The sequence below is a fragment of the Halobacillus sp. ABR2_026 genome, from assembly GCF_056158545.1.
In genome coordinates this window covers 1,253,958-1,279,996 of sequence record NZ_JBSWTM010000001.1, presented here as the reverse complement: position 1 = coordinate 1,279,996, position 26,039 = coordinate 1,253,958, and the positions used below count along the sequence as shown (strand labels likewise).

Here is a 26,039-nt window from a genome sequence, read left to right as displayed (position 1 = left end):
CGGCCGAAAACGTACGTTCGCCTCATCATGCATACAAAAAACACTTGAACCTTTTCGGATTCAAGCGTCTCTCTTACTTTTTGAACAGAGCCATAATCTTACCGAGCGTACCACGCGAATGTTTGACAGAGTGTTCCAAGCGTTCATTGAACTCCGTTTGGGAACGCCACTCTTTCTTCTGTTCATCCCGCATTTCCTGGATTTCTTTCTGGAGGTACTCCGCCTTTTCCTGCTCCCGCTGCAGCAATTCTTCATATTGTTCTTTCTGCTGCTGCATCATTTTATCCATTTTCGTATGGGTCTTTTGCGAAAAATTCCCAACACCGGAACTGATGACATGGTGGTCCTGTTTCAATCTGGATACAGTCGTTTTCAATTCGGCCATATCATTCTTCAATTGGACATTCATCTCACGTGATGCCGCAAGTTCACTCGCTAAGTACCGGAACATTTCTTTCATTTGGTCGGAATCTGTCAGTTCATTCCCCTCATATGTATCCGAAAGTGCAAGATCTCGCGACTCATATCCCGCAAGCATTTCTTTCTGCTCTTTCACGATTTCATGGATTTTATCTTCTTTCGGCATTTCCGTATCCCGGATTTGAATGAGCGCCTCGACATCAGATCTTACAAAGATCCGCCGCTCCCCGTCTTTGAAAAATTCATAACCGTTCTGCTCCAAAAGCTGTCCATACCGTCTGACCGTCGTGGTGGCGATCCCGACTTCTTCCGCTACTTCCTTTGTTGAGAAAGCACGTTCGTTCGGCTGTATATCGTGTCGCATATCGGGCCTCCTTTTCTTTCCGTAGCTAGATAAGTACCGCTGTCTCTATTATAAGAGTTTTTCATCGATCTGCCCATCCACATTCCGTTTTATTTTCTATTTCCATCCCTGAATACTAAAACTTATAAAAACTTTTCCATTCGTATATCCGCCCACTTGCTTCCGTTCCAATAAGTGAAATCCGGAATTCTCGCAATCTCTTTATATCCCAGTCTCTCATACAGCTGATAAGCCTTTTCGTTAAACTCAAAAACCCCCAGCTCCACGCGCTTAATCCCCTGCTCTTTGATCCTCTCTTCCAAGTAACTCATAGCTTGAAATCCGATCCCTTTGCCCCTTCCGGACGCCTCACCAATCGTAATCCCGATCCAGGCGGTGTCATCCTTTTTACTGTGGAGATGACCGGGATTAATCATATAGTTCATTTCACCGACCAGCTCTTCATCTATGTAAATGAGATAGATTTCATGATCCCCCAAACGCTGCCTCAACCCCTCTGTTGTCACGTCATATCTTTTTTCCAGTGCTTCTTGATCAGGGTTCGGCCGCACTTTAGGTATAAGCTGGGCATCATTCTCCCACCGATGGTAAGCAGATGCGATTTCTTCCGTTGGTTGTGTGAGTTTTTTGAAAGTTACACCCATGGCTATTTCCTCCCTACGCTTCCTCCAACATTTTCTCCGTCTTATTTCCCATATTACAGTTTTCGAAATGTTCTTTCTATATGTGACAGTCTCTACCTTCAACTTTATATTAAATTTGCAAATCTTCCTAGTAAACACATACAAAAAACAGAACTTCTAATCACGCAGAAGCTCTGTTCCTATGTCTCTTATGATCCTGACCTCGATGTTACTATCAGAGTGCTTGATTACTCTTCTTTATATCTGATGACCTCTATGGCTTCAAGTTCTCTTGTATCCTTGTCCGTCGTAATTACTGAAGACTCCTTCAAATGGACGGTGACAGAATCTCTAATCGATAAGTCATCCCAAAACAGTCGACTTCCTGACTCATCAACGATCAAAGTATCCTCAAGGATGAAAATAGTACATGTATAACCAATATCTTCAGGTGATGGGTCGTTTTCATTCACTTCCCCTGAACAATCTACGGTCAACGAATCTCCATCCACCCCTAAAACCATCCCATCAATGGTGGAAAAATCCTCGCTGCATCCAGCCAAGGAGAAAATGAATAGGGTTAAGGCAAACAGTCGTTTCATATCCTTCCTCCTTTAAGTAGAAGCCACCAATTCAATTGGTCGAGAAGTCATCTCACCTCTAAGGAAGAAAGTGACTCTTATCAAAATGCTCATTTCTTTCAGGAGGCGGTCGGAAACCGTTTAGGCAAAAGTCAGTCATTCTTAGAAAAAGATGCCTTTTTTCAAAGGAAAATTGTCTTTTGAATCCTCGGTCCTTTTCTGAACACGCGGTTTGCTGAAGTAAGCTCCGGCAAGCATGAAAATCATTGATAACATCAGCCCGCTCGCTGCCTGGTCCATCCATAAAGAAACAGGAGCAGCAAAAGCCGCCGCTGCAAACAACCATTTCATTCCATCGACCTCCGCTACACAGATTTCCCCTCACCCTATTGAAGGATAAAAATACGCATGGAAAAAGCCAAAGATGAGAAAATCCAAAAGAGTGCGATTGTGGTAAACAGACATAAGGTAGAACCTGTCAAGTCAGTCATAACTACATACCTGAAGTCGATTACCAAACAAATCGTAGAAATCGAAAAAATGTTGATTCGCGTCGTTTTGTATGGGTCCCACCTCAATCTTCTTCTCCATCATTTGCTCGTGCGAAATCTCTATATTCCTCGTGAAAAAGATGGGATAGTTATCGATTGCTGGCACAGCCCTTTCCTTTTCTTCCAACGTCACAGGAATGGAGCGATCACCTGGTGAGAGTACACAATATCCTTCTCCTATGAACGTAGGGCAGAACTCCAGCTTCTCCTCATACCAAACAGCCGCTTCCTCTACGTCTCTCACTCCAAGACATAGCGTATCGATTTTCTCAATCATGCTGAATACCGCTCCTTACACGATCCGATCGTTTCTGCGCCCTCCATGTTTGAATCATTCCTGGGACCCCCGCACACATGCTCACCATAAAGCTCCACATCACATACCGCCAGTCCCCGGTTATGTTGGAAACCACGATGAAAAAGCCCAGTTGTCCCACCAGGGCAAACCAGGAAGCAATCCAAGCGTACGTTAAATTTTCTTTCATTTGATCCCACCTTTTCTGGTAAATGATTCCTTTTATAATCGTACCATACATTCATTTAGTAAAAACAAAAAAAGCCACTGAATTTTCAGTGACTTCAAAGAGGGCTTACCACCAATAAGGATAGTATGGATAATAATACGGGTACCACCTGCGGATTCTCCAGAATGGAAAACCGAACAGCCAGAACGGGGCGAAAAATGGAAAAAACAGACGACTGTCTCCCTGGCTTCCTGTCTGGTTTCCTTCCTGCTTTCCACTGGGCATGATCAAATTCATCTGATTCTGATCAAAGCTATGCAGAAGTCCTGTGTGCGTCTGACCATCATCCAATTCAATCTGTACCATCTGATAAAGGTTCTGCTTACAAAACTCATGAATCCCCTGAGGCTGGCTGCTATTCCCCTGAGTGTGTTGCTGATCTGTCGGGTTGTTCACCACATTCCCCTCCTTCGACTCCTCACATTTTATGCAATTCGCCCAGGTTGGTGAATGAAAAGCGTACCTATTCAGTTATAGAAAAACGTTTCGCAAGTACAAAACGCCATAAATCCCGACGCCTAACATAACGATGAACAGGCCGATCATGACAAACCCGTAAAGGAACCCTTTGACCATAGCCATTACATCAAGCACCACATTTTTTAACGTACGTAACACGGCATGCATTCTGAAACTCCTTATCTATTTCCATTTTTTAAATGCCTCCCAGATCCGTTTCACTTTCTTCTCTGCAGATTTGTCAGATTCTGAGCGTTGTTTCTGCCATTCGTTATAACTGGCTATTCCGATGAGCACAAGTCCTGCCAACAACAGATATACCCACCAAGGGACGTTCCCCCAGTAAGGTCTTGTCTGATAGAGGATGTTGAAGACAAGGACCCCCATGCCCACGAGAAAGTAAGATTTAATCCGCAGCTGCATCCCCGCTATCATGGATAGAAGCGATAAACCGCCAATGATCCATGCATCCCATACCGTGTGGCTTTGGATCGCGTCTATAACGAGATAACCAGCAATCAGCAGAAGAACAGCCAAGTGAACATAGCCTACGATTACAGGAGAATCTTCCCATATATACTTTCCAACGAAGAAAAGCACAAGCAATGCAGGCAAGGCTTGAAGTTCTGCCATCATCAGATCGGGGATCTTCTCACTATACGCGGCAATGACCATCAAGTAACTTCCGTAAAGGCATCCGGATGCTCCAGTATAACAAATGTTACGAAAGACTTTGTCCGGCCACTTGCTTCCGCTAAGATAAAACCACATGCTGAGAAGGATCAACGGCAGAATACGTATCCATACACTTTCTTCCCATCCTGCATATATACTCAGATAACCGATATAGAGAAGAGCGGACCACGTGTAAGCGTCTGCCTGTACGCCCGGACCTATAAGATAGCCATGCAGCACTTTCCCGACTCCCAGGAGGGCAAGACTCACGAGTACAAGGGATAGAATGATTTCCGAATCCCCCCACACGATAGAAAGCCTCTCCCATAGGCTGATCGTTAACACCAATGGAATGAAACGGACAAGTGACCACGGCCTGCGATGCAGAAAAAATAAATTGAATACCGTGTACCCGATTCCGAGTACCCATTCCCCTTCTCCACGTAACGGTACGTCCTGGACCCATGCAAATAAGCCTAGAAGTGAAAATGGAATGATATACCACTCTATTCGCTTTTTCCAGATCGACGGCAAAAAGATCCAAAGCATGGCATAAAGCAGACTGCTGGCTAGAAAGCCATATTCGTAAGGGGAATCTTTCCAAAGGCCATATTCCTCCACTAACGTCACCAATAATAAATAAACGTTGATAAGCGCTGCATAGAGCATCGTTTTTATTCCGGACTCTTTTTCTGCGTTCAACGTGCTGTAAATGTAGACGCCAAGAGGGATAATCAGATAAACAGGGTGAATGTTTTCCGGACCAAGCTGATCCAGCAGAACGAATAACACAATGATGGGCTGGACAATATGGCCAAGCAAATAAAAGTGTGGCCGTAACCCCCACCCTTTCTTTTTTCCAAATTGTCCTATGGCGATCAACCATACAGGAGCGAAAAGCATGTAAAGAAGCACGTGGGAGAATGAATCCATCCCGAACGTTTCGAGCAAGGAGACATAAAAAGCAAGCGAAACGATGGACACTAAACTCCAGGCTATCCTTTTATTAGTGAACCGGACGAGCAAACACATCATGCCGATGCCCGCGAGCAGAATGAGCGGACGGACCAGAACAGGATCCACCCGTGTATCTATCAGTAGTAATAGCATGGCTAAGCCATAAGTTCCCTGAGCGGTATAAAACGTTGAGAGCGCCCATTCGCTCTCTTTCCATTTCTTCCATCCATAATGCAGGGCTAATAAACATCCCCCTGTTAAAGCGAGATGTAAGGAAAGGGTGTAGTCCTCACGGGAAGCGGGAAACCACTCCATCATAGACTGATAAACTACGATGGAAGAAGCAGCTAGCCCTGTCGGCAGAACCCACACCGCTGTCCTGTGCAACTTATGATAAGCGGCATTCTTTTTCAAAAAGTAGGCGAGGACACTGACCATAATCAACATCAAAGCGCTATAGCCGTATTGCAGATCATAAAGGGCGTAATACAAACAACCGCACATCACAACGACAGATGTATAAAAGCTGCTTCCTTTCACGTTCCTCATCCAAGGGAGTGTCGTCCACATCCCTGCATATAAAAAGAGGAGGGATGCTGCGGTAAACAAAAAGAAAAACCATGGACCGGTTTGGATCAAGTCCCACAACTGATAAGTGGAGATGAAGAAAAAGACGGATGTTAGATAAGCAAACACGGTGTAGTTCGCGATGTTTGCAAGCACCAGATAATTGATCATGATGATGAAATATGCGGCAAGTAAAAGCCAGGAGCTTGCCTGATCTTTGAGTAAAAGACTTTCATACGTGATATAAAGAAACGCCAAAAAAGAGACGATGCCGCTTGTGAAGCGGAAGACCTTTTCAATGAACGAGTGGTTCTTGAAGGCGTAGGCAAACCCGATATAAAACAGTCCGACCAGGGCATACACGATGGAATTCACAGCGTGTAGCGGGGAGTGCTCAACAAGTTGATAGACGCCGTAAGCGATCATAACCGAGAAGACAAACTGGTATTCTCTCGTCTTATAAACAAAAACCATCGCCATATAAACGCTGGCGGTCAGTAGAAGGTTGAAACTGTAAAATACCTCATTTTCATAGAAGAACAGCATCAATAAAGTCGATAGGATGAGATTCAACTGAGCAAACAACGGGACTTCCCGGATGAACAGCTGGACGCTCTGGTTTGCTTTCACTTTTATATAAACTGCGAGCACCCCCGCGTTATAGAGCATCAACCCCAGATAGAAGGCATCCAAGGATAACGGAAGCGCCCCCAAAAGAAAACCGACGCCTAAAGATAAAAACAGAAAAGCAATCCATACATAGAGTCTTGACCTGTGGGCGAACGCATGTCTTATGTACAAAGGCAGCGGGATAGCGGTGCCCATTAATCCGAGCAGGTATCTCCCTTCCCCGTACAGGGATAAAGAAGGGCCGAAAAGTTCAAAATAGCCAATAGCAACGATGACAATCGGAATGAGCAGACTCCCGAGCGTCAAAAATGCAAAAGCAGTCTGCTTAATTTTCAACATTCTTCCTGTTCCATAACTCATGGCAAAGAAAAATAGAGACACACCGGAGATAGAAACCACTTTCGTAATCGCTCCCATTTGATCCCATTGACTGGTAGCGACAATAAGACCTGTGATGAGCAGAATCGAAACTCCCAGAATGAGTGTCCACGTAATGTTGCGTTCACGGATTTCTTCTGGTGACCGCTCTTTTTTCTTCTTCACAGGCGCAGGTTTTGGTTTTGACTTCTTCTCAAGGTTCTGCCCCTTTCTCTCTACTCCCTGCTTCTCAACTTTATGTACAGATTGATCAGCTGTCAGGTACTCCCACTGGGCTTTTCTCAATCTAGCGTACTCTGATTCTGTTATGTACTCCTTATCTTTCAGTTCATGCAATTGATCTAAAAAGACGGCGTTTTTTTCTCTGTTGGATAGGTCATCCATTTCGTTCCCTCCCCATCGTTTATCTTTGTGTAATTTTACACTAAAAGAGCATAAATTATCAACTATCATAAACCAAAAACTGGATTCAAATCTCAGAAATGCTCTTTAAAGGGGGCGTTCCTTTCCGTTTATTTTACAAAAATATCTAAATTCATCCTACCATACTTTTCCTCTCTCTACGGCAGTTGATGACGCTGTGCAGGTGACGAGCGGTTTCCTGCCACTCGCCTCCCTTTATCAACCACATAATGGAGAAACGATGACAGAATTTTCTTCCCCGTCTATACTGACATTAGAAACACAGACGGGAGGTTACAGGGGAATATGAAACTATTTGTAGACATGAATGACAAGTTCGAAGAAACAAAAGTAACCGTTGAGTGCAGAGAGGTTGATCCATCCATTAGAAAAATCCTCGATGCTTTAGAAGAAGAAAAACAGCCTTTGGTCGTAGGGTACGACGAAGAACGGCAGCACCTCCTAAAGCCTGGAGACGTAGAATGTTTCTTTACGGAGAACGAAACCGTCTACGCTGCACACGATGAAGGGGAGTACAAACTAAAGGAAAAGCTGTATGAACTGCTGGATACCCTTCCAAAAGATCAGTTCATTCGAATCTCCAAGTCAGCCATCGCCAATTTGTACAAAATCAGCCATTTTGAACCGTCTTTTCATGGAACACTTGTCGTCCACTTCCACTCTGGAAGCAAAGAATACGCTTCGCGTCATTATGTGAAGGAAATTAAAAACACATTAAATATGAACAGGAGGAAAGAAAAATGAAAAAATTTCTATTCAGAAGCTTGATCGGTATTTTTTTCGGGGCCTTTCTCGGTGTTGTCATGACTTACTGTGTGGTATGGTTCGGAGGCCTGGAAACTCTCTCTTCCGAAGGCTTTATCCGAAACACATTGGGCAGTATATTCTGTGGCTGGTTTTTCACAGTCTCCCCTTTATACTTTGAGATTCACTCTTTAAAGCTTTGGCAGCAATCCCTGCTTCATTTCCTAACCGTTTCCGTGTTGTATTTCATCATCAGCCTGGGCATTGGATGGATCGCTTTCCGAACGATCACTGTCATGCTTTCCCTTTTATCCTTCCTTGTGATCTATGGGATCATCTGGATCGGTTTCTACCTCTACTTCCGTTCTGAATCTAAAAAAATGAATGCAGATTTAAATCATTTAAGATAAAGGCTCAGTTTACGTTTCGTGTTCATATGGCCAATTTAATATTCATTTCGAGGACCAGATAATAAAAGACTCAAACCTTTTGTTGGTTTGAGTCTTTCTTTGCACTGGATTCAGGATGAGGATGCTAACAAATCTCCATCCGCTTCATAATACTGCAGGACGGCATCCACGTAATAGATGTCTCCATAACAAGCATTATACTGCTCTGCTTCTTCACGTATACAGCTGTATTTTCCTGTATGACGGAGCTCTTCATATTTATTGGAGGAAAATTCGATGGCCAGTTCCTGCGTATACTCTCCCCCGTTATCCATAACATAGTCAATGAACCCCGCACCAAAATTATAGGACTGCAGAGCAAGTTTCACATCTCCATTGGACCGTTCCAACGTCTTTGCGAAATAGGCTACCCCCTGTTTGATCGACTGCTCAGGTTTTTCAATACAGCCGACCGATCCACAGGACGATTCCGAAGCTTGCATAGGATCATCCCCCCGCCCTCCGGATTCCTGCATCATCAAAGCCAGGAGAATATCTTTGTACTCCCTGATGCCTTCCTGTTCAGCGTACGTCTCGATTTCCTCTTCATACTGCAGCACCTGTCGAGGTAGATCAGAATCCTCTTCTTCGTCTGTCATACTGCTCATCATACCGCCTCCCCATTGACTTTTCATGGCAAATAATACGAGCCCGAGCAGAAATAAAGGGAGAAGGTACGCTCCCCATGAACGAAAGTTCTTTTTTTGTTTTCTCACCCTTCTCCCCCTTCATTCGACGCTATTCTTTCTTAAGCTTATCATGTTCCTATCAGATTGGCTCTGAATATGCATTGGAAAAACCACATAGATAATTGCCTTTGAGCGTTCATTGAATAGACTGTTTGAACCGAACGAATAAAAAAACCGTCACAAGCTGTGACGGTTTCACTCGATATAAATGAATGCAGGTTTTGGATGGCTTAGAAATTCATGATGAGAGATCGTCCATGCATAAGCCCCTGCATACTGGAAGATGACGATATCCCCAGCTCTAATTTTTTCTATGGGCTGATTTTTGACAAGCAGATCATTCGGCGTACAGAGTTCCCCGGCAATCGATACCTCTTTGTCCTTTACCCCAGGCCGTTCATAGGGAAAATCCCACATATCCACATGACAAATGGAAAAAGGGTGGCTCATTTTCCAGGCGGCAGGTAGTCTCAAATGATGGGTCCCTCCCCGTATGAGAGCAAAGTGATGATCATGGGTCGTTTTCACATCGATGACTTCTGCTGCATAGCGACCAGCTGCCCCGATCATGTACCGACCGATTTCCAGGATAAGGGTCAGCCCGTCCATTTGGTGCTCCAGGTCATGAAGGCCGGCAGCGAAGTGCTTCCAATCGAACCCTGCTTCAGGATTCCAATAATTCAAACCAATGCCGCCCCCGATATCAACCACCTCTAAGGATAAGTTGAATCTGTCTCGCCACTGTTTTGTTTTTTCCAGACAAATGGTAACGAATGTAAGGTGAGCGACCGCATCCAAATTGTTGGACATCGCATGAAAGTGAAAACCCTGGACCTTCACATGATCCATTTCCAACGCCTTGTTGATCAATGCGGGCACTTCGCGTTCATCGATTCCAAACTGAGTGGGGACACCGGACATCATATGATGACTCTCCGGAACCTCTCCTTGTAAGTTCACGCGGAGTAAAATCGGTGTCACGGTATTCTTTTCCTTGGACAGCCAATGGATACGATTCAAGTCATGGAGGCTTTCGACGTTGACAGCTTCCACTCCCTTTTCAATGGCCATTCTTAATTCCTCATCCTTTTTCGCCGGTGCACCAAAAAAAACCGCCGATGCTTCTTTTGACTTTGCCAGTTCACCGCCAGATGCGACTTCAAATCCGTCAACTAAAGGAGCAAGAGTACCTAAAATGCGCAAATCCGGGTTTGCTTTCATCGCGTAAAAAAGCCGGCAGAAGGAAGGGAGGCTCTCCTTCATGGAAGATACGTGCTGGCGAAGTTCTTTAAGATTATAAATATAAGCACACAGCGGCCCCTCCTGCTTTTCTTTTTGCTTTTTGATCAGTTGTTCCACATTCATAGCTGCATCCTCACACTTTCCTCAAGCTAAAGGGTTAGGTACTTCTGTGTACACATCCCCTTTTCGGTTCAACAATCTCATTTTAGTTAGAGACTTGTGCATGACTACCTTCTGAAAAAGAAAATTCCGATCCTCCTTCACAGGCGTTTCAAGCTCCTTCTCACGGGACAAACGTCTCAGTGTTTCGTCCACCTTATCTTTCACATCTGCCCAAAGCACTTCTTCATCAATTCCTCCGTATTCGACGAGCTGCCGGATGATTTCTCCGAGGTGATTTTGAAAAACAGTGTAATACAGTTTATTATGCATGGACGAAAGGTCATTCGTCACACTTACAGAACCCGTGGCAAATGCAGGACAGAGCCCCTGCTTGTTAAGGCGGTCGGCATGGATACGTGCTCCACCCCAGTCGCGGAAGAAGAATCGGGTCAATCGTCCATCCTTAAATACCGGAATACTGTTTTGCAAGTGTCCTTCCAGAGCGACCCCATACTTGACCATTAATGTGAGATAGCCCGGGAGGATTTTATCAATATATTCAATGAAGAAGTTCTTCGCTGCCTCGCTACGCGTAAACTCATGGGTCGTCTTGAATTTTTGAACCAGTTCATGAAGGATGGTCATACCGCTGATGGGGGATTGGGAGTACAAACTCATCCCAGCAACGGCCACCTCACCTTCCTTCAAATGGGAGGTGAGGGGTTCTCTGATCAGCATAGTCAAATTCCTGCTCTTCCATTGATCTTCCGAACGGAACGCAGCTCCCCCCATTCGTTCAACGGAAGAAAGAATTTCAAATGAGGCTCTCGATTTAAGATTTCTTCGATCATGTTCGAAAAAACGGTTGAATTCATTGCTGTCTGCATAGAAATCGACCGAACAGTCGAAGTCATTTGGCTATTTACGGCAAGCTTAAGAACAGGAGCACTATCATCCTGTGGAGCGACTGTGCGAAACGAAGAAGTCGCCTGTACGTTTACTGGTGTGGAAGATAATAAAATGATGGTCCCTTCCTCAAGTTCATCATGATAAATATCAGGAATCGCGTGGTCATATTGCCATGGATGAACAGGCAGGATCGTAAAAGCACTTGATGAAAAACCACGCTGCTCAAGCTCACGCTTCCCTGCCTCCGATGCTTGTGGAAAAAGAGAGCCAAACGAAGCTCCTGTACTTATTAGCGCTGAATTTTCTACGGCTGCCAGACGAAGCGGAAAGGTCTGATGAAATTCAGGAGAGTAACGGTATGTATCTTCATACGTCAGCCCTATCTTTGTTTTTGCCCCTGGATGGAGGTGATGGCCGTCTACAACCAACTGTTCAAAGTACAACGCCGCCCCTTTTCTTTTTTTCAATACATAGTCCAGGGAAGAGGTTATGTCGTATATCCCAGCTTCTGCCCTTATCTTTTCTATCCACGGTTTATGAAAAGTCAAAGCAAGGGTAAGGTTGACCGTTCCATTATTAAGCTCATCGACAAATAGATCGCGACAAGGGTACTCTTGTTTGGGAAATAGGAGATAGACAAGTTCTCCTGCCGACTCCACAGGTATCGTTTGCCGATTTTCGACCTTTAAGGGAACATCCACCTCAACATGTCGGTATGCCGACATACCTTTAAGTGGAAAAAGAAGTTCGTGACCATCCTTCTTTACCCACAAATATGTGCGGTCTTTCTCAAGTCCACCCTTTACTTTTCGTTTCAAATAGAGATCCGAGCCTTTAACATGAGACGCTCTTGTATAAAGGTCATCAATATTCTCTCTCAATATGGAATGGGAAAGCTTCAATAAGATCCCTTTTCGTCCTTCTCCAACGAAGGAATTAAATTCTGTTTCATAATCAAGATGGGTCTTCTTTATATATTCCCTTGCCATATCTTCCTGTTTACGCAAATCCCGATGAGGTTTGTCTGCAAGGTCAGTCATTGGCAAAATCATCTTCGTTCACCTCACTTCTCGTAGTAAAAGGTCGAGGAAGTTCGACATAAAGGTTTTCCATATATTGATCAGACAATCGCATCTTCACGAGCGCCTTCATTTTGGTGGGCTTCCTCAAAATCTCCCCTTTATCTTGAAGGGATCCTGCCGGAATCAGAGGGTCTTTTTTCAACCCTTGATACGTCTCTTCAATCACTTTCTCTACCTGCTCCCATAGGACTTCTTCATTTACAGTAGTCCTTCTAGCCAAAGCTACGATAATCTCCCCAAAGTGATTGTGGAAAAGAGCATGGGAAAAAACATCAACAAGCTCAGACCGGCTTTTGGCGAGTATATGGGTGCTTGGATCAATGGTACTTTGACCAAAGCGATTCAACCGGTCCTTCATCACCCTGATCCCGCCGTAATCACGTAGAATCACTTTTTCAGGCTTTTCTTTCTTAAAAAGCACGACGCAGTTCTGCAAGTGAGCTTCCATACTAATTCCGTATTTTGTCATCAAAGTAAGAACGCCTGGCAGAACAGCTTTGGCATAATCATAGATGAATGCCTCCAGAGAAGGATAACGTTCCGCTAGTTCCTCCACGATCAATTTCTCAGAAAAAGGGGACTGAGCAATCAGCGATGCAGCAGGAATAGCCACCACATCGCGATCCAGGCTTTGCTCGGGATTTTCCCTGAGGATCGCTGCAGCATTTTTCTCTAAAAAGACCCTTTCTTCTTCCTGAACCGGCACATAATGAATGCCAGCCCTTTCCCCCATCACCTCAAGAGACGACCTAAGGCTGTCATCATGATGGAGGATTTTCTTAAACAGTCGGGACAAAACAGGACCATTTTTTGTCGAGGCCGCACTTACCGTCCGGACAGCACTCGTCATCTGAACATTGACGGCCGTTTTAATATGAGATTTTGCTCGACTGTCAGCAGGGGCCAGGGTTCGGAAAGAAATCAAGGCCGAGGAAGGGATGACAGCTTCTGTCAGTGGAATCAGTGATTTTTCTTTCAACGCCGTTTTATAAAACTTTGCAATGGTATGTTCCCACTGCCACGGATGTATGGGAATGATGTCATAATCCTCACCATCCACGTCATTCTTCAAGCATGCTTCGATGTACGCTGACTTAATATAAGGGTATTCGTGGAAGAGAATAGATTTGGGACTTTCCCCATCCCTTGATGTCATATGATACCTCTCTTTATGCACGAGCAGGGGCAGAATCTTCGGGCGGCCTTCCCATTCAGGAGCATAGGCTGTTACATCTTCCGTGCTTAAGCCTAATCTTGTACGGCTGCAGGGGTGGAGGCTGTGACCTTGGATCACCCATTGTTCAAAAAACGAAAGAGGACTCTTTTGCTTTGAAGCATAGGCTAGAACATCGGCGGCGGTATCATTTAACGTGGCTTTTCTATAGGCTGCGACTGTCAGCGCCATCGCCAGATTCGTTACACTGTTCCATACTTCTCTTAAAAAACCCGCTGCATTATTTCCCGGGAAAAGAAGTGGCAAACATTTCTCGAGACTATCGACGTTAGTCCGTGTTTTTGCCTGATTGACATGAATGATGTCTCCATCTATGTCTATGTGATGCAATATGTAATGATGGGATATAGGGACGAGCAATTTCCCATCCTCTACGAACAGAACCAATGTCTTTGAGTGGTTCTGCCATTTGGCTTCCACAATCCCCTCTCGATAAACCGCTTGAATTAGTTGATGCAATGTGATTGTTTCGGCCATTTTCTTATATTCCGGAAAATCACCTGCATATGCAGGCAACTTTTTTTGAATCCATTGTTCAGCTTCCAAAACTTCTTCACCTCCATAGAGTAAAAGGTATGAATCTGTATCGTAAATTAGCCTATTCCCTTAAACCAATTGGTGTAATCACAACGGGTCAGTCTACAGCCTTAGCATACGCTCAAACCCCGGAGCATTATGCTGCCTATGTTGTTGTATGATAGATTTTATTTTATAATTGATAACAGTTATCATCAATACTAACGCTTTTGATGGGGAGACATCGAAATGAAACGAGTTTATGAACAAATTCAGAACGATCATCGCCTGTTTATCGGTTCTGAACACAAAGACCGTGCTCATTACAAGGTCGATGATCTGATCCATAACAAACAAAAGATGAGAGAACTTTTAACTATACAAAAAAATCAGCTTGGCGCACCAAATCAGGCCGTCACTGGGCTGTTGTTCGGAAAGATGTACTCCGTCTTAACGATGGGTTTGTTTGAAACGATGATTAAGCATGGAGTCGTCATCGACGCTGCCCCTGAAAATGTCAGCCTGGAATTGAAAGAGAAAAACGCGATGAATTATATGGTTGATGAAAAGGCTGTGCACAAAATCGAATCCCTGCCTGAAGATAAGGTAAAGGAATATATTCATACATTCCTTACCATGCACTTACATCCATTGTTCCAGACCGTTGCCGCAGTTTCCAAATGTAAAGCGGCCCACATGCGGTCCATCGTCTCCCATAACCTCCATCAACGGAAGTATACCTTACCCAAAGACTTCAAAGAGGAGTGGGTAGACACTGTCTTTCACTGGTTCACAAGCCAGGAGTTGTTCAAAGGACAACGAAAAAACCCTCTTCACTTCCATTTTCGTTTCTACCAGGCAGACAACGGCAAAGAAACTTATGTACGACAGCATTGCTGCATGAAATACATGCTTCATAATGCTGACAAATCCAAATGCTGTCCTACCTGTCCGCTTATCTCCGATCAGGAACGCGATAGCCGGATCAAATAAAGCCTTGAACCCGTATTCAAGGCTTTATTTGTGCATATCGTTGGAAGAATATGTATGACCTGGTACAACATATTTTTCCAATTTAAAGGGTGGAAAAATCCCCGTGGGTGGGCCCACGGGGATGGCTTTATCTTAGTTCTTTATAAGTTTGCTCTACGAGACTGACTAACTTGTCATTCTCATCTAATTCAGCTATTTGACGGAAGGTTTCTTTCATGCCTGACCTTTGCAGCTTTTGCTGCAACTCTTTGGCTTCTTCATCCTGCTCATTCTTGTAGAGCAGCGCTGCAGCGATGACCTCTACAAGGTGTGTCGGCTCTCCGCCTACGATTTGAATATATTCGCTTGCTGGACGAACTAGGCGATCTTTCGGTCCGAGCTTACGGATAGGAGCACGCCCGACACGTGTGACTTCGTCGGACAAATCCGGGTTAAGGAAACGATTCAAAATCTGGTTGATATAAGACTGATGCTGTTCATTTCCAAATCCATATTTCTCAATAAGTACAGCACCCGTCTCACTTAAGGCACCTTCAACTTTAGCTTTTACATTAGGGTCATCCATCGCTTCCTTTATTGTGGAATGACCATAAAGACTGCCAAGATACGCTGTAGCTGCATGGCCCGTATTCACGGTAAACAATTTCCGCTCAATATACGGCGTCAAATCCTCCACGTAAGTGATTCCTTCTACTTCAGGACGAACTCCTTTTATAGATGGAGTTTCTACTACCCATTCATAGTAAGGTTCGACCTTTACTGTCAAAGGATTGTCATTATGCTGATCAGGAACAATACGATCTACAGCTGCGTTAGGAAATCCGATGGAGTTTTCCAGTTCCTGGTGCAGATCTGCATTCAAATTCTCCTTTACGTGCTGCTTCAACACTTCCGTACCGCCGATCATATTCTCACAAGCGATGACATTCAAGGATCCACCATTATCTTTCATACGCATTTCCAAACCTTCAGCTAATAGCTTAGAAATGATAGGAAGAATATTTGGGCCGACCGCCGTAGTAACCAAATCTGCCTCAGCAATCGCTTCCACCACTTTTTCCGGCTGCTTGATACTGTTCAATCCGCTTACATTCTTGACCTGAATGGTGGAGTCATCGCCTGCCAGTTCTACGGCATACTGCTTTTGTTCATTCAAAAGGTCGATCAGACCTTCATTCACATCGACAAAAACCGTCTGAAATCCGGACTGATCAAGAAGTGCTCCGATAAATCCTCGCCCTATATTTCCTGCTCCAAAATGAACAGCTTTCATCTTACTCCACCTCGCTGAACGTCTGGATAACTTCGTCTTTCGTTTCAGCAGCGATCAATTTCTCAACATTCTCCTCTTCTGAACATACAATCGCGATTTGAGAAAGGATTTCCAAATGCTCGTTTCCTTTCCCTGCAATACCGATGAGCAGCTTCACGATGTTTCCATCTCCAAAGTCAACACCCTCCGGCACAGTGACCACGGAAATCCCTGTTTCATTTACCGCTTTTTTCGCATCCTCTGTACCATGAGGAATAGCCACGAAGTTCCCCATGAATGTAGACGTGATTTCTTCACGCTTCAGCATTTCTTCAATATAAGAAGCATCTACATAACCTTGTTCATTCAAAATACCGCCTACATAGCGAATGGCTTCTTCTTTCGTTGCCAAGCTCTTGTTCAATTCGATGTTTTCTTTTTTCAAAATGTTTGTTGTCATTGTAAAAAACTCCCTTAATTTTTAGATTTTAAAAATTTATAAAGCTGGCTGGCTAAATAATCCAGCATCTTCTCTTCATTTTCAGATTCCAAAATCGATATGCATTCTTCATCCTCCACGATAAGAGAGCTGATGAAACTTAAAGTCTCAAGACCCTCCTGGCTAGGGGCTTCAGGTGCAAGCATGAGTAAAATGGTTTTGATGGTCATTGACTCTCCATCCATCCCCTGAATCTCAATCGGTTGATTCAGGAGATGAATGGTAAACGAAGGCTGAGCAATGGAAGGGGTGCGGGCATGATAGAGCGCAAGACTCGTCTCCGGTATGCCCAGGCCACCGACTCGTTCCCTTTCCAGCAAGTGTCCAACGATGGCATCTACATCCGTGATCAAACCTGTTTCTTCTAAATGATGGACCGCTTGTTTGAGAGCCTCATCCACAGCTGATGCTTCGATGTGTTTCACTTGCAAATGACGGATAACCTCCGTTACATGACGCACATATCGTTCAATGGCTTCCAAATTCATAAGCACCGCTTCATAAGACTGATTTTCTTCAGGTTTCTTTTCTTTCACAGGCTTCTGCATTTGCTTTGTAACACGGACACGTCTTATGGCATGCTCAATTTTGTGAATATCCTTACGAGGTAAAACTGGACTTACCTGCACATAATCCTCTACATCACCAAGAGGAATCGTCGATACAATGAGGTCGTAGTTGGACACATCCATTTCCTTCAATTCAAACAAGGAATGGTGTTCTACCTCTTCAACCTCATTGAATTTTTTCTGCAGTTTAGCTGCTAACATCTTTGCAGTACCAATTCCGCTTGAACAAACGACGAGCACGTGGATGCCTGCTACACCTTCCATATTCAACAGAGCAGAAGCAAAGTGCATGACGATAAAAGCGACCTCTTCGCGGGGGAAATGCAATCCTGGAAAAACTTCCTGAAGGCATGTCTCCACCTGTTCAAAAAGCACTGGATAATCTTCTTCCATTTGATCTGTGAAAGAATTTTCGATGTCCATATTGTGTTCGAGCCTGTATACACTTGGTTTCAAATGGACGACCAGATCATTCAACAGACGATCATAATGATTGAAATTCGTTCCGACCCGTTTGGAAACTTTGGCAATCAACTGCTTCGTTTTAAATGCGATGCTCATGTTCGATTCCTCGATCGAAGCATCCCGGTTATATCTTGCTTTGGCACCCATTAAATGCATGGTGATATGTCCGGTTTCGGCTTCTGGGATGGAAAGGTGAAACGCATCTGCCAGCTGAGCGATCAAGTCTTCGGCGAAAGAAAATTCTTTTGTGGACCGGAGTTTCTCCAATTGAGATTCATCCATATGAATCTTTTCCCCTTGCTGCATTCGTTCAATCGCTAAAGCGAGGTGGACGACCAATGCAATATAGGCACTGTCAGCAAGTGGGTACGATAAGTCCTCGCGCAGCTCATCGACATAATGCTCAATCAAGGCAAGTGTTTCATGACTTACAATATCAAGGAGCTGCCCTGACAGGGAGTCTCCCTCTGTCTGAAAGCCTTCCTGAATGTTCTGCCTTAACAAAGAGAAAAAGTCGAGTTCATTCATATGAGCCATGATTAAATGACTGATGGCTTCACGTATTTTCGCTTCCTCTCCGATGACTTCTACTCCATACCCTCTTTTTCTTACAAGCTTTAAATGAAAGTCCTTGAGATGATCTTCGATTTTATCAAGGTCATGACTGATCGTTGCCACAGTTACACCAAGATCATTCGCAATGGCCACCAGCTTCACCGGCTCCCGTGTTTCCAGAAGCTTGGATAAAATGAGAACATGCCGCTCTTCCGGTGTATAGTCAACAGAGGCCTGCTGGCTTAATTCCATTCTGAGAGATTTCATCCGGTCCAATGCCCCGGTAATCAACAACACCCCGCCACCCTCTTTTTCAAGGGTCAACTCTTTGTCTGATAATAATTCAGAAATCCCCTTTAAATCCCGATGGACCGTTCTTGTGCTGATCCCAAGCTCTTCAGCAAGCTGTTTGACGGTTACTTGATCTTCCTGACTAAGCAGACGATCCAGTATTTTTCTTTCCCGACCTGTAACATACATCAAATCCACCTCCTTGAAGGACAAGATTTAATAAATACCGTTTCTATACTTCTATGATAGGATGGTTCGAAAGGGTTTTCAATCATTAGAAATGTCATCTTCGTCACATAAGTTGCGACAAAATTTAATAACCTATTTAAAAACATCAGAAAGGATGTCCTTAGACACTCTTGAAGTATGACGATCTCAAAAAGAAGACCTGATCAGAGTGATCAGGTCTTCAACTGGTTTTATTCAGATTTTAACTCGTTCACGAGTTCATCATACTTTGGACTGTTCAAGAAGTTATCGACAGAGATATGGTGAGCGTTCGGTACACGCTGGACCGCACGTTCCGTCAAATCTTTGTGCGTAATAACAATATCCACATCACTTGGCAGATCATTAATGGCCATGTTGGTTACATCAATATCGATGCCTGCTTTCTTGAATTTGTTCTTCAATAGAGAAGATCCCATGGCACTGGATCCCATTCCCGCATCACACGCAAAGATGATTTTTTCTACATCACTGCGATCAACGGAAGGAACAACATCCGTGTTTCGTTCTTCTGCACTTTCTTGTACAGACTCGTCATTATCTTCTGCATTCAATTGACCAGATACGGAGCTCTTCTTCCCTTTCATCTGTTCCATCTTCGCAGTAGCTTCGTTCAAGTCCTCTTCTTCATCATTCTTGCTGAATTTCAGTATTAACGAAGCGACGATAAATGACGCCAATGTTGCAAGCAGGACACCAGCGATGACACCAAGATGGTCACCTCTAGCTGTTAATGGCATAAGAGCTACAATACTTCCTGGAGAAGGGGTAGCTGTCAAACCGACACCAAAAGCAACAAAAGTCGTCGTACCTGTCACACCACCCGCAATGGCTGCTAGAATCAAGGCAGGCTTGGACAGAATGTACGGGAAGTAGATTTCATGAATACCACCTAGGAAGTGGATAATAGCCGCTCCTGGTGCTGTCTGCCTGGAAACTCCTCTCCCAAATATACTGAAAGCTAGAAGAATTCCTAAACCAGGACCTGGGTTTGTTTCAAGTAGGAAAAGAATTGACTTTCCAAGATCCTGGGTTTGATCTACTGCGATCGGACTTAGAATCCCGTGGTTGATGGCATTATTTAAGAACAAGATTTTTGCAGGTTCAATGAATATGTTAACAAGCGGAAGCAGTCCCGCATTGACCAAAGCTTCAACCGCTGAACCAAGAATATTAGTCAGTCCTGACATGATTGGACCGATGATGTAATATCCGAGAATCGCCAGGATGGCACCAATGATCCCAGCAGAGAAGTTATTGACAAGCATTTCAAAACCGGATTTAACTTTTCCTTCAAATAGTTTATCCACCCATTTGATAGCCAAGCCACCAAGCGGACCAATCAGCATCGCTCCAAGGAACATCGGAATGTCTGCACCGACGATAACCCCCATGGTTGCTGTCGCACCTACGACACCACCGCGCAGGCCGTGGACAAGACGTCCACCAGTAAAACCAATCAGTAATGGCAGCAGGTAGGTGATCATAGGACCGACCATTTCTGCTAAGTCTTCATTTGGAAAGTATCCATCAGGAATAAATAAAGCTGTTATAATACCCCAAGCAATAAACGCGCCAATGTTCGGCATGATCATTCCGCTCAAAAAGCTTCCGAACCGCTGAACACGAGCTCTTACACCTGTTTGTTGTTTCTCACTCATGAGAGTTCCTCCTCGTCTCTTATTTCAGTTTTTCTGTACTTTCATAATAAAGCGGTTACAACCTTGTTCTCAAGACAATCTAAATACAGCTTTGTCAAAACAGCTGTGACAAATCTTAAAAAGGGGGTCTAAAGATTCAATTTCGCTATGAATCACCATCCTCTTTTCCTAGTTAAAACCATAGAAAAAAGCTGCTGTTCGTTTGCTGAACAACAGCTTTTTGTCACCCTTCATCTTCCACTTCTCCGATCCATCCACGCGCATCCATGGCTTTAACAAGATGGCTGATTCCAACCATGTAAGCCGCGTCACGCATGCGACAACCCTTTTCTTCTTTCATGCGGATGACTTTTTGAAACCCGCCTAACATTTTTTCTTCGAGTTGCTTATTGATTTCATCTACTTTCCAATAATAATTCATATTGTTCTGGACCCATTCAAAATAGGAGACGGTCACTCCTCCTGCGTTACATAGAATATCCGGAATGACAAAAATCCCTTTTTCCTCAAGAACCTGGTCTCCGGCTGGAGTAGTCGGTCCGTTGGCGGCTTCCGCTACGATCTTCGCCTGAATGTTGGAGGCCGTTTCTTCTGTCACCTGATTTTCAACTGCTGCAGGAACGAGGATATCGACAGGTAGACGAAACATCTCTTCATTGGTTATAGGTTCTGCTTTTTCATAAGAGGAAGCATAGTTCTCTCCTTGATTAGTAAAAGCCAATAAATCAGGAATGTCCAATCCTCCTTCTTTATACACGCCGCCCTTGGCGTCTGTAACAGCCACTATTTTCACACCCAAATCGTTGAGAAATTTCGCTGTCATACTTCCAACATTCCCGAATCCTTGAATAGCTGCAGTTGCGCCCTCCAAATCAATTCCAAGCTCCTTGCAAGCTTCACGGATGGTAAAAACCACCCCTCGCCCCGTTGCCTCCAGCCTTCCACGCGAACCTCCCAGAACGACCGGCTTTCCTGTCAGCATGCCAGGGATATTATAGCCGCGCAGCTGATCGAATTCATCCATCATCCACCCCATAACTTTTGGACTTGTATTCACGTCAGGGGCCGGTATATCTTTTTGCGGACCGATGATCGGGGTGACTTTCTTAATATAATTCCGACTCAGCTGTTCCAGCTCCCGCTCAGACAATTGTTCAGGATCCACAATGACGCCGCCTTTTCCTCCTCCTAATGGAAGGTCTATGATAGCGGATTTCAAAGACATCCAAATGGATAAGGCCTTTACCTCGTCCAGATTGACATCTGGATGGAAGCGAATCCCACCTTTTGTCGGTCCGAGTATATCCATGTGCTGAGAACGGTAACCCGTGTAGTTTTTAATCCGCCCATCGTCCATGCGGACAGGAATAGAAACTTCTAACACCCGCATCGGTTTCTTCAATAACTGATAGATGTTTTCATGAAGACCCAGCGCATCCACAGACTCCTTAAGAAGCGCCTTCACAATTTCATAAGGATTGTGGCCATGCGTCATAATATCAGATTCCACTTTATTAAACGTATCTTTACCCATAGTCCCACCTCATACTGGTAAATTCTTGTTGACCAGGTCATACATTTTTTCCCACATAACTACACATTATCTTGTTCAGGATCCCATGATAACTGAGAATCATCTTTATCCGCTTCAATGATGACTTCTGTCACTCCACGCTGACGGAGAATCTTCTTCTCGATTTCATGGATGACAGGGTCAACTTCCCCTATTGTCATCGCAGAGGCAAATTCCAGTTTCAGTTCCACGTGCAGCTCTTCCCCTTCTTTCATAACCATCAGCTTTCGGATATCACTCACTTCAGGGTGTTCAAATACAAATTGTCCGATTTTCGCTTCCATGGCTTCATCAGCAGCCCCAAGGACACCCGCAGCATTATCAAGAAATATTCGACCGACGACATAGAAAAGCATTAATCCAATGATGACAGAGGCATATCCTTCCGCTGTGTGAAAAGGAGTGTAAGCAGCGATTAAGATCGAAGCCATAGCAATCAAAGCACCTGCAGTTGCCACCATATCTTCCAGGAATACTAATTTAGTTGCCGGTTTTGCCCCGCCTACATTGGCCAAACTTACCTTCACCACTTCGAATCCTTTTAGGTTTTCCTCTCCTAGATCCTTAGCAACTTCTTTCATCGCCTTGTACAATACAAACGATTCCAAAACAGCAGCAATTCCAAGTACCGTCAAATTCAGCCACAGCCATGAGCTTCCTGCGGGCGGATGAAGGATATGATGAATGCCTTCTTTAATCGTCTCATAGGCAAGGATCCCGACTATGATGACGGCTCCCAGCAGAACGAGATTGACTAGGCGGGCAAATCCATTCGGGAACTTGTCCGTGGGCGCTTTTTTACTCAATGCCGAACCAATGAATACAAACAATTGATTCGCCATGTCGCCGATACTGTGCATCATCTCGGCAAACATGGCCACATTTCCCGTAATCACATAGGCTACCCCTTTGATCACGGCTATGATTGCATTAATAATACTTGCCCACATCGCCGGTTTATTTCCTTTATTTAGTAAAGACCAAAACTCGCGCATCCAAGACCCCTTTCCATCCCCACACCTTCTTTTAGCTTCCACAAAAAACCACTTTCTCATTCCATAAAATGTATGACCTGGTCTTACAAATTTTTCCGTACCAGGTCATACAATAATTCCCAGCAAAAAAAGCATCCCAGCGTTTGGGATGCCTTGATTTATTGAAGATGAATTAGAAGCTGGCGGCTGTTGCAGCTGCTTCTTCCAGTCCATTTTCGATGATTTGATCTGCACGGTCCGGAAATTGGTTGTGACCTTCAACAACAAGTGTTGTGATGTCCTCTACTCCCCAGAAGCCTAAAATATTTTCCACGTAATTCACGGCCATTTCTGCTGATTTCGCAGGCCCTTCTGAATACACACCACCGCGGGCATTCAGGATGGCAACTTTCTTATCTGGAAGCAATCCAACAGGACCTTCTTCCGTATAGCGGAACGTTTGACCCGCTTGCGCCAGGTAGTCGAAGTACGTATGCAGAACGGCTGGAATCGTGAAATTCCACAATGGGAAGGCAAAGACGACTTTATCTGCAGCAAGGAATTGATCGAGATAAGCGGTAACAGTATTTGTCGCCTCTACCTCATCCTGTGTAAGCTCCATGCCTTTGGCCAATTTGAACATCCCATTGATTTTATCATTATCATAATAGTCCAGGTTTTCTTCGAAGAGATCAAGCTCTTCAATCTCGTGTTCAGGATGCACCTGTTTATAGTTATCCAGGAACGTATGGTAAAGCTTGACGCTCACCGACTGCTCCATTGGTCTGGAATTTGCTTTAACGAAAAGTACTTTTGTCATCGTGTGAACCTCCATATTTATCATTAGTTGTTACAGCAACCGAGAGATGAATAAATGTCAGGCTCCAAATGGATGACATTCATTCATCTTAATTCAAGATGTTGCTATACATACTATATCAATGTTTTATATGTTAGTAACTTTGCTGTGAAATGTCAAACGACACCCCTTCGAAAAACTAAAATCGTTCAAATGTAACATTTTTACAAAAACAGGTTTTCAATTTGAACGATACGGATATATAGCTTATGTGCGCACAACAAAAACAAATTCGAAAGGATGTATTTCTAAATGGCTGATCGTTACAAAACAGGTGAACAGGCTCCAGAAGCAGGTACTTACGAATTTGATGGTTTAGTAGATGGTCGTAAAAACAACGACGTAACAGAAGATGAGAAACATATCGAATTGAGCAATGGCGATACGTTCCCTCCTCTACGTTCCAGTAAAGAAGCTGCGTATTGGAAAAAAGCGTAACCCATTTAACATTATCAACACATAGAAAAGTCCTGGACATCCCCCTGCCCAGGACTTTTCTCATTTTTTCTTCCCGTTGATCACTTTAAACACCGGTGCCTGCTTATCGTCAGGATGTTGTTCGAAGGACGTGATGGTGGCTCCAATGCCGATCGTAAGTGAACCATCAGTCTCCACACGAAACAATGTGCCGGCCTCTTTGACCCGGATGGATTGAACATTATGTCTGGCAAACACTTGCTGTAAGTCACCGATCAGCTCATCTTTCCCGTATGTGAAACCCATATTGTCACTCCCTATTGTATCCTCTATTACTATAGGGTATGTAAAAAAAGAGACAAACATGCGGACATTTTACCTTCCTAAGTTTCCTCTCTATAAAGAGCTTCCATATCTCATCCTATAAGTTTTCATCGCTTGTAGATGGACGTCTTTCGCCCGTAATTGGGTCCGTCCCTTCACTTCAGGCATCTCTTCAGCTTCTATATAATCGGCCAGTACATCAATCATTTCATCTAATAGTACCGCTTTAAAGTACAGTTTCATCCGCTCGACGACGGCGTCCCCGATAATCATACGGATTTTCTCTTCGATGGAAGACCATTCTCTAGTAAACGCCTGGGGCCAGAGTAATGAAGCAAAGTCTGCTGCTGCATCTCCAATCGTCAGATCATCCCAATCTATGATACAGAATTCCCGTTTATTCATCAGGATGTTCTGCCTTGTTAAATCATTGTGTACCACAGCTTCCGCCGGTTCTTGAAAGCTTGGAGATTCCATGATTTCTCTTTCTAGTTGATCCACAACTCTATGAAACCAGGGAAACCTTTCTTTCTCTACGAATGTCAACTCCTCCCGCCTTCCATCAATGATGACCAAATCTTCCCGGAGCCTGCGAATAAAAGTGTTCCTTATAGCCTCTGCACAACTTCCCCCTGCCCCGTGGATATACTCTCGCAAGTGACAATCATGATGTAATTGATTCACTTTCTTTATAAGGTCATCCAATCGGAAGATTCCGTCCCATTTTTCCCCATCGAAATATTCAAATACTAAGCCATAGGGATGATGAGGAACAATTTCCTCTTCAATCACCTTGAACAATTTAGGAGCATCGTATTGTTCTGTTAAGTATTCGTGGACCGAAAACCATTGTTGAAGCCTTTGGATATGTTCTTTTTTAGCAAATTTTAAGTGTAATTGTTTTCCCCCACCATCCAGCTGATAGGACCGGTTCACAAATCCTCCCGGGTTCCAAATGTACTGAATGTCCATTTTCTCATTCACCACCTCAAAATCTGAAGCCATCACCCATTCCTTAATCGCCATTTCATCACTCCTAACACTCATATAGCATCCCTCCTTGCTGATTTCTCTATTTCCAATTACAGGGGAATTCTTGATAAAAAGAACTTATGAACCTTCCCTCTTCATAGGAAATGATTCACCACATCTTTCCATATTCGGTTCAATAGTCCTCTCCCATACACCTCCTCACCACGACAACATTTTACATTTTGTCAATTGTCAGATAATTTCGAACTTGGTATAGTTAGTCCAAAT

At 44.1% G+C, this 26,039-nt stretch carries 28 protein-coding genes; 5 read left to right on the top strand and 23 right to left on the bottom strand.

Translation table 11 applies throughout. The features are described 5' to 3' along the window. Nucleotides 1-73: 73 nt before the first annotated feature. The 9 genes from ACXADE_RS06535 to ACXADE_RS06495 form a co-directional block, all read right to left on the bottom strand. Nucleotides 74-784: a helix-turn-helix transcriptional regulator gene (locus tag ACXADE_RS06535; RefSeq protein WP_474979675.1), complete on the bottom strand. Its 711-nt coding sequence runs from the start codon at nt 782-784 to the stop codon at nt 74-76. Between the two features lie 122 nt (nt 785-906). Further along, nucleotides 907-1,428 (bottom strand): GNAT family N-acetyltransferase, encoded by a 522-nt coding sequence (locus ACXADE_RS06530; protein WP_474979674.1) that lies wholly within the window; start codon nt 1,426-1,428, stop codon nt 907-909. A 227-nt stretch (nt 1,429-1,655) separates the two neighbouring features. Continuing rightward, nucleotides 1,656-2,009 carry a hypothetical protein gene (locus ACXADE_RS06525; RefSeq protein WP_474979673.1) on the bottom strand — a complete coding sequence of 118 codons (354 nt, stop codon included), beginning with the start codon at nt 2,007-2,009 and terminating at the stop codon, nt 1,656-1,658. 141 nt (nt 2,010-2,150) lie between these two features. Continuing rightward, entirely contained in the window at nt 2,151-2,339 is a 189-nt protein-coding gene (locus tag ACXADE_RS06520; RefSeq protein ID WP_474979672.1) for a hypothetical protein, read from the bottom strand. A gap of 132 nt (nt 2,340-2,471) precedes the next feature. Next, the gene (locus tag ACXADE_RS06515) at nt 2,472-2,816 is read right to left on the bottom strand and encodes a VOC family protein (protein ID WP_474979671.1); all 345 of its coding nucleotides are present in this window, start codon (nt 2,814-2,816) and stop codon (nt 2,472-2,474) included. Then, on the bottom strand, nt 2,809-3,024 hold the full coding sequence (locus ACXADE_RS06510) for a hypothetical protein (RefSeq protein WP_474979670.1): 216 nt from the start codon (nt 3,022-3,024) through the stop codon (nt 2,809-2,811). Before ACXADE_RS06510 ends, ACXADE_RS06515 begins: the two co-directional genes overlap by 8 nt. 105 nt (nt 3,025-3,129) lie before the next feature. Continuing rightward, nucleotides 3,130-3,459: an LSm family protein gene (locus ACXADE_RS06505; protein ID WP_474979669.1), complete on the bottom strand. Its 330-nt coding sequence runs from the start codon at nt 3,457-3,459 to the stop codon at nt 3,130-3,132. A 75-nt stretch (nt 3,460-3,534) separates the two neighbouring features. After that, a complete protein-coding gene (locus ACXADE_RS06500) occupies nt 3,535-3,690 on the bottom strand; it encodes a hypothetical protein (protein ID WP_474979668.1) in 156 nt (51 codons plus the stop codon). 15 nt (nt 3,691-3,705) lie between these two features. Then, nucleotides 3,706-7,113 carry a hypothetical protein gene (locus ACXADE_RS06495; protein WP_474979667.1) on the bottom strand — a complete coding sequence of 1,136 codons (3,408 nt, stop codon included), beginning with the start codon at nt 7,111-7,113 and terminating at the stop codon, nt 3,706-3,708. 324 nt (nt 7,114-7,437) lie between these two features. On the opposite strand from ACXADE_RS06495, the gene ACXADE_RS06490 reads away from it, so the two are divergent. Together ACXADE_RS06490 and ACXADE_RS06485 are read left to right on the top strand one after the other, a co-directional pair. Next, nucleotides 7,438-7,896, top strand: a complete 459-nt coding sequence (locus ACXADE_RS06490) for a LytTR family DNA-binding domain-containing protein (RefSeq protein ID WP_474979666.1) — start codon at nt 7,438-7,440, stop codon at nt 7,894-7,896. Continuing rightward, nucleotides 7,893-8,306, top strand: coding sequence for a DUF3021 domain-containing protein (locus ACXADE_RS06485; protein WP_474979665.1), 414 nt, complete (start codon nt 7,893-7,895; stop codon nt 8,304-8,306). The genes ACXADE_RS06490 and ACXADE_RS06485 overlap by 4 nt, the downstream gene beginning before the upstream one ends. Nucleotides 8,307-8,416: 110 nt before the next feature. Here the strand turns inward: ACXADE_RS06485 and ACXADE_RS06480 are convergent, their stop codons facing one another. The 5 genes from ACXADE_RS06480 to ACXADE_RS06460 form a co-directional block, all read right to left on the bottom strand. Then, the gene (locus ACXADE_RS06480) at nt 8,417-9,061 is read right to left on the bottom strand and encodes a lysozyme family protein (protein WP_474979664.1); all 645 of its coding nucleotides are present in this window, start codon (nt 9,059-9,061) and stop codon (nt 8,417-8,419) included. Between the two features lie 168 nt (nt 9,062-9,229). Beyond that, on the bottom strand, nt 9,230-10,399 hold the full coding sequence (locus ACXADE_RS06475; RefSeq protein ID WP_474979663.1) for a type III PLP-dependent enzyme: 1,170 nt from the start codon (nt 10,397-10,399) through the stop codon (nt 9,230-9,232). A 21-nt stretch (nt 10,400-10,420) separates the two neighbouring features. After that, complete coding sequence (locus ACXADE_RS06470) at nt 10,421-11,116, bottom strand: IucA/IucC family C-terminal-domain containing protein (protein ID WP_474979662.1); 696 nt, start codon at nt 11,114-11,116, stop codon at nt 10,421-10,423. A gap of 2 nt (nt 11,117-11,118) precedes the next feature. After that, the gene (locus ACXADE_RS06465) at nt 11,119-12,339 is read right to left on the bottom strand and encodes an IucA/IucC family protein (protein ID WP_474979661.1); all 1,221 of its coding nucleotides are present in this window, start codon (nt 12,337-12,339) and stop codon (nt 11,119-11,121) included. Next, nucleotides 12,320-14,149: an IucA/IucC family protein gene (locus tag ACXADE_RS06460; RefSeq protein ID WP_474979660.1), complete on the bottom strand. Its 1,830-nt coding sequence runs from the start codon at nt 14,147-14,149 to the stop codon at nt 12,320-12,322. The genes ACXADE_RS06465 and ACXADE_RS06460 overlap by 20 nt, the downstream gene beginning before the upstream one ends. Before the next feature lie 29 nt (nt 14,150-14,178). On the opposite strand from ACXADE_RS06460, the gene ACXADE_RS06455 reads away from it, so the two are divergent. After that, nucleotides 14,179-14,301, top strand: a complete 123-nt coding sequence (locus ACXADE_RS06455; protein ID WP_474979659.1) for a hypothetical protein — start codon at nt 14,179-14,181, stop codon at nt 14,299-14,301. Between the two features lie 67 nt (nt 14,302-14,368). Then, nucleotides 14,369-15,112 carry an IucA/IucC family C-terminal-domain containing protein gene (locus ACXADE_RS06450; RefSeq protein WP_474979658.1) on the top strand — a complete coding sequence of 248 codons (744 nt, stop codon included), beginning with the start codon at nt 14,369-14,371 and terminating at the stop codon, nt 15,110-15,112. 127 nt (nt 15,113-15,239) lie between these two features. Here ACXADE_RS06450 and ACXADE_RS06445 read toward each other — a convergent pair whose 3' ends face one another. The 7 genes from ACXADE_RS06445 to ACXADE_RS06415 all read right to left on the bottom strand — a co-directional run bounded on the left by ACXADE_RS06445 (nt 15,240) and on the right by ACXADE_RS06415 (nt 23,999). Next, the gene (locus ACXADE_RS06445) at nt 15,240-16,385 is read right to left on the bottom strand and encodes a mannitol-1-phosphate 5-dehydrogenase (RefSeq protein ID WP_474979657.1); all 1,146 of its coding nucleotides are present in this window, start codon (nt 16,383-16,385) and stop codon (nt 15,240-15,242) included. Between the two features lies 1 nt (nt 16,386). Continuing rightward, complete coding sequence (locus ACXADE_RS06440; RefSeq protein WP_474979656.1) at nt 16,387-16,824, bottom strand: PTS mannitol transporter subunit IIA; 438 nt, start codon at nt 16,822-16,824, stop codon at nt 16,387-16,389. Nucleotides 16,825-16,838: 14 nt separating this feature from the next. Continuing rightward, entirely contained in the window at nt 16,839-18,932 is a 2,094-nt protein-coding gene (locus tag ACXADE_RS06435) for a BglG family transcription antiterminator (protein ID WP_474979655.1), read from the bottom strand. Between the two features lie 230 nt (nt 18,933-19,162). Then, nucleotides 19,163-20,632: a PTS mannitol transporter subunit IIBC gene (locus tag ACXADE_RS06430; protein ID WP_474979654.1), complete on the bottom strand. Its 1,470-nt coding sequence runs from the start codon at nt 20,630-20,632 to the stop codon at nt 19,163-19,165. A 223-nt stretch (nt 20,633-20,855) separates the two neighbouring features. Further along, complete coding sequence (locus ACXADE_RS06425) at nt 20,856-22,166, bottom strand: Glu/Leu/Phe/Val family dehydrogenase (RefSeq protein WP_474979653.1); 1,311 nt, start codon at nt 22,164-22,166, stop codon at nt 20,856-20,858. A gap of 59 nt (nt 22,167-22,225) precedes the next feature. Continuing rightward, nucleotides 22,226-23,200: a cation diffusion facilitator family transporter gene (locus ACXADE_RS06420; protein WP_474979652.1), complete on the bottom strand. Its 975-nt coding sequence runs from the start codon at nt 23,198-23,200 to the stop codon at nt 22,226-22,228. Between the two features lie 172 nt (nt 23,201-23,372). Continuing rightward, nucleotides 23,373-23,999, bottom strand: coding sequence for an FMN-dependent NADH-azoreductase (locus tag ACXADE_RS06415; protein WP_474979651.1), 627 nt, complete (start codon nt 23,997-23,999; stop codon nt 23,373-23,375). A 291-nt stretch (nt 24,000-24,290) separates the two neighbouring features. Here ACXADE_RS06415 and ACXADE_RS06410 point away from each other — a divergent pair, with 291 nt between their 5' ends. Further along, on the top strand, nt 24,291-24,476 hold the full coding sequence (locus tag ACXADE_RS06410) for a YjzC family protein (protein ID WP_146813902.1): 186 nt from the start codon (nt 24,291-24,293) through the stop codon (nt 24,474-24,476). A gap of 60 nt (nt 24,477-24,536) precedes the next feature. On the opposite strand, the gene ACXADE_RS06405 is transcribed toward ACXADE_RS06410, so the two are convergent. Together ACXADE_RS06405 and ACXADE_RS06400 are read right to left on the bottom strand one after the other, a co-directional pair. Continuing rightward, nucleotides 24,537-24,761, bottom strand: coding sequence for a hypothetical protein (locus tag ACXADE_RS06405; RefSeq protein WP_474979650.1), 225 nt, complete (start codon nt 24,759-24,761; stop codon nt 24,537-24,539). Between the two features lie 90 nt (nt 24,762-24,851). Further along, nucleotides 24,852-25,826 carry an aminoglycoside phosphotransferase family protein gene (locus ACXADE_RS06400; protein WP_474979649.1) on the bottom strand — a complete coding sequence of 325 codons (975 nt, stop codon included), beginning with the start codon at nt 25,824-25,826 and terminating at the stop codon, nt 24,852-24,854. Nucleotides 25,827-26,039: the final 213 nt, after the last annotated feature.

Coding starts and splice junctions, on each gene's coding strand:
- ACXADE_RS06500 (WP_474979668.1), bottom strand. CDS start 3,690: ATGCATGCCGTGTTACGTACGTTAAAAAATGTGGTGCTTGATGTAATG.
- ACXADE_RS06525 (WP_474979673.1), bottom strand. CDS start 2,009: ATGAAACGACTGTTTGCCTTAACCCTATTCATTTTCTCCTTGGCTGGA.
- ACXADE_RS06405 (WP_474979650.1), bottom strand. CDS start 24,761: ATGGGTTTCACATACGGGAAAGATGAGCTGATCGGTGACTTACAGCAA.
- ACXADE_RS06450 (WP_474979658.1), top strand. CDS start 14,369: ATGAAACGAGTTTATGAACAAATTCAGAACGATCATCGCCTGTTTATC.
- ACXADE_RS06485 (WP_474979665.1), top strand. CDS start 7,893: ATGAAAAAATTTCTATTCAGAAGCTTGATCGGTATTTTTTTCGGGGCC.
- ACXADE_RS06520 (WP_474979672.1), bottom strand. CDS start 2,339: ATGAAATGGTTGTTTGCAGCGGCGGCTTTTGCTGCTCCTGTTTCTTTA.
- ACXADE_RS06425 (WP_474979653.1), bottom strand. CDS start 22,166: ATGGGTAAAGATACGTTTAATAAAGTGGAATCTGATATTATGACGCAT.
- ACXADE_RS06495 (WP_474979667.1), bottom strand. CDS start 7,113: ATGGATGACCTATCCAACAGAGAAAAAAACGCCGTCTTTTTAGATCAA.
- ACXADE_RS06435 (WP_474979655.1), bottom strand. CDS start 18,932: ATGTATGTTACAGGTCGGGAAAGAAAAATACTGGATCGTCTGCTTAGT.
- ACXADE_RS06410 (WP_146813902.1), top strand. CDS start 24,291: ATGGCTGATCGTTACAAAACAGGTGAACAGGCTCCAGAAGCAGGTACT.
- ACXADE_RS06535 (WP_474979675.1), bottom strand. CDS start 784: ATGCGACACGATATACAGCCGAACGAACGTGCTTTCTCAACAAAGGAA.
- ACXADE_RS06420 (WP_474979652.1), bottom strand. CDS start 23,200: ATGCGCGAGTTTTGGTCTTTACTAAATAAAGGAAATAAACCGGCGATG.
- ACXADE_RS06465 (WP_474979661.1), bottom strand. CDS start 12,339: ATGATTTTGCCAATGACTGACCTTGCAGACAAACCTCATCGGGATTTG.
- ACXADE_RS06455 (WP_474979659.1), top strand. CDS start 14,179: ATGAATCTGTATCGTAAATTAGCCTATTCCCTTAAACCAATTGGTGTA.
- ACXADE_RS06430 (WP_474979654.1), bottom strand. CDS start 20,632: ATGAGTGAGAAACAACAAACAGGTGTAAGAGCTCGTGTTCAGCGGTTC.
- ACXADE_RS06445 (WP_474979657.1), bottom strand. CDS start 16,385: ATGAAAGCTGTTCATTTTGGAGCAGGAAATATAGGGCGAGGATTTATC.
- ACXADE_RS06475 (WP_474979663.1), bottom strand. CDS start 10,399: ATGAATGTGGAACAACTGATCAAAAAGCAAAAAGAAAAGCAGGAGGGG.
- ACXADE_RS06510 (WP_474979670.1), bottom strand. CDS start 3,024: ATGAAAGAAAATTTAACGTACGCTTGGATTGCTTCCTGGTTTGCCCTG.
- ACXADE_RS06470 (WP_474979662.1), bottom strand. CDS start 11,116: ATGCTGATCAGAGAACCCCTCACCTCCCATTTGAAGGAAGGTGAGGTG.
- ACXADE_RS06515 (WP_474979671.1), bottom strand. CDS start 2,816: ATGATTGAGAAAATCGATACGCTATGTCTTGGAGTGAGAGACGTAGAG.
- ACXADE_RS06400 (WP_474979649.1), bottom strand. CDS start 25,826: ATGAGTGTTAGGAGTGATGAAATGGCGATTAAGGAATGGGTGATGGCT.
- ACXADE_RS06440 (WP_474979656.1), bottom strand. CDS start 16,824: ATGACAACAAACATTTTGAAAAAAGAAAACATCGAATTGAACAAGAGC.
- ACXADE_RS06530 (WP_474979674.1), bottom strand. CDS start 1,428: ATGGGTGTAACTTTCAAAAAACTCACACAACCAACGGAAGAAATCGCA.
- ACXADE_RS06415 (WP_474979651.1), bottom strand. CDS start 23,999: ATGACAAAAGTACTTTTCGTTAAAGCAAATTCCAGACCAATGGAGCAG.
- ACXADE_RS06490 (WP_474979666.1), top strand. CDS start 7,438: ATGAAACTATTTGTAGACATGAATGACAAGTTCGAAGAAACAAAAGTA.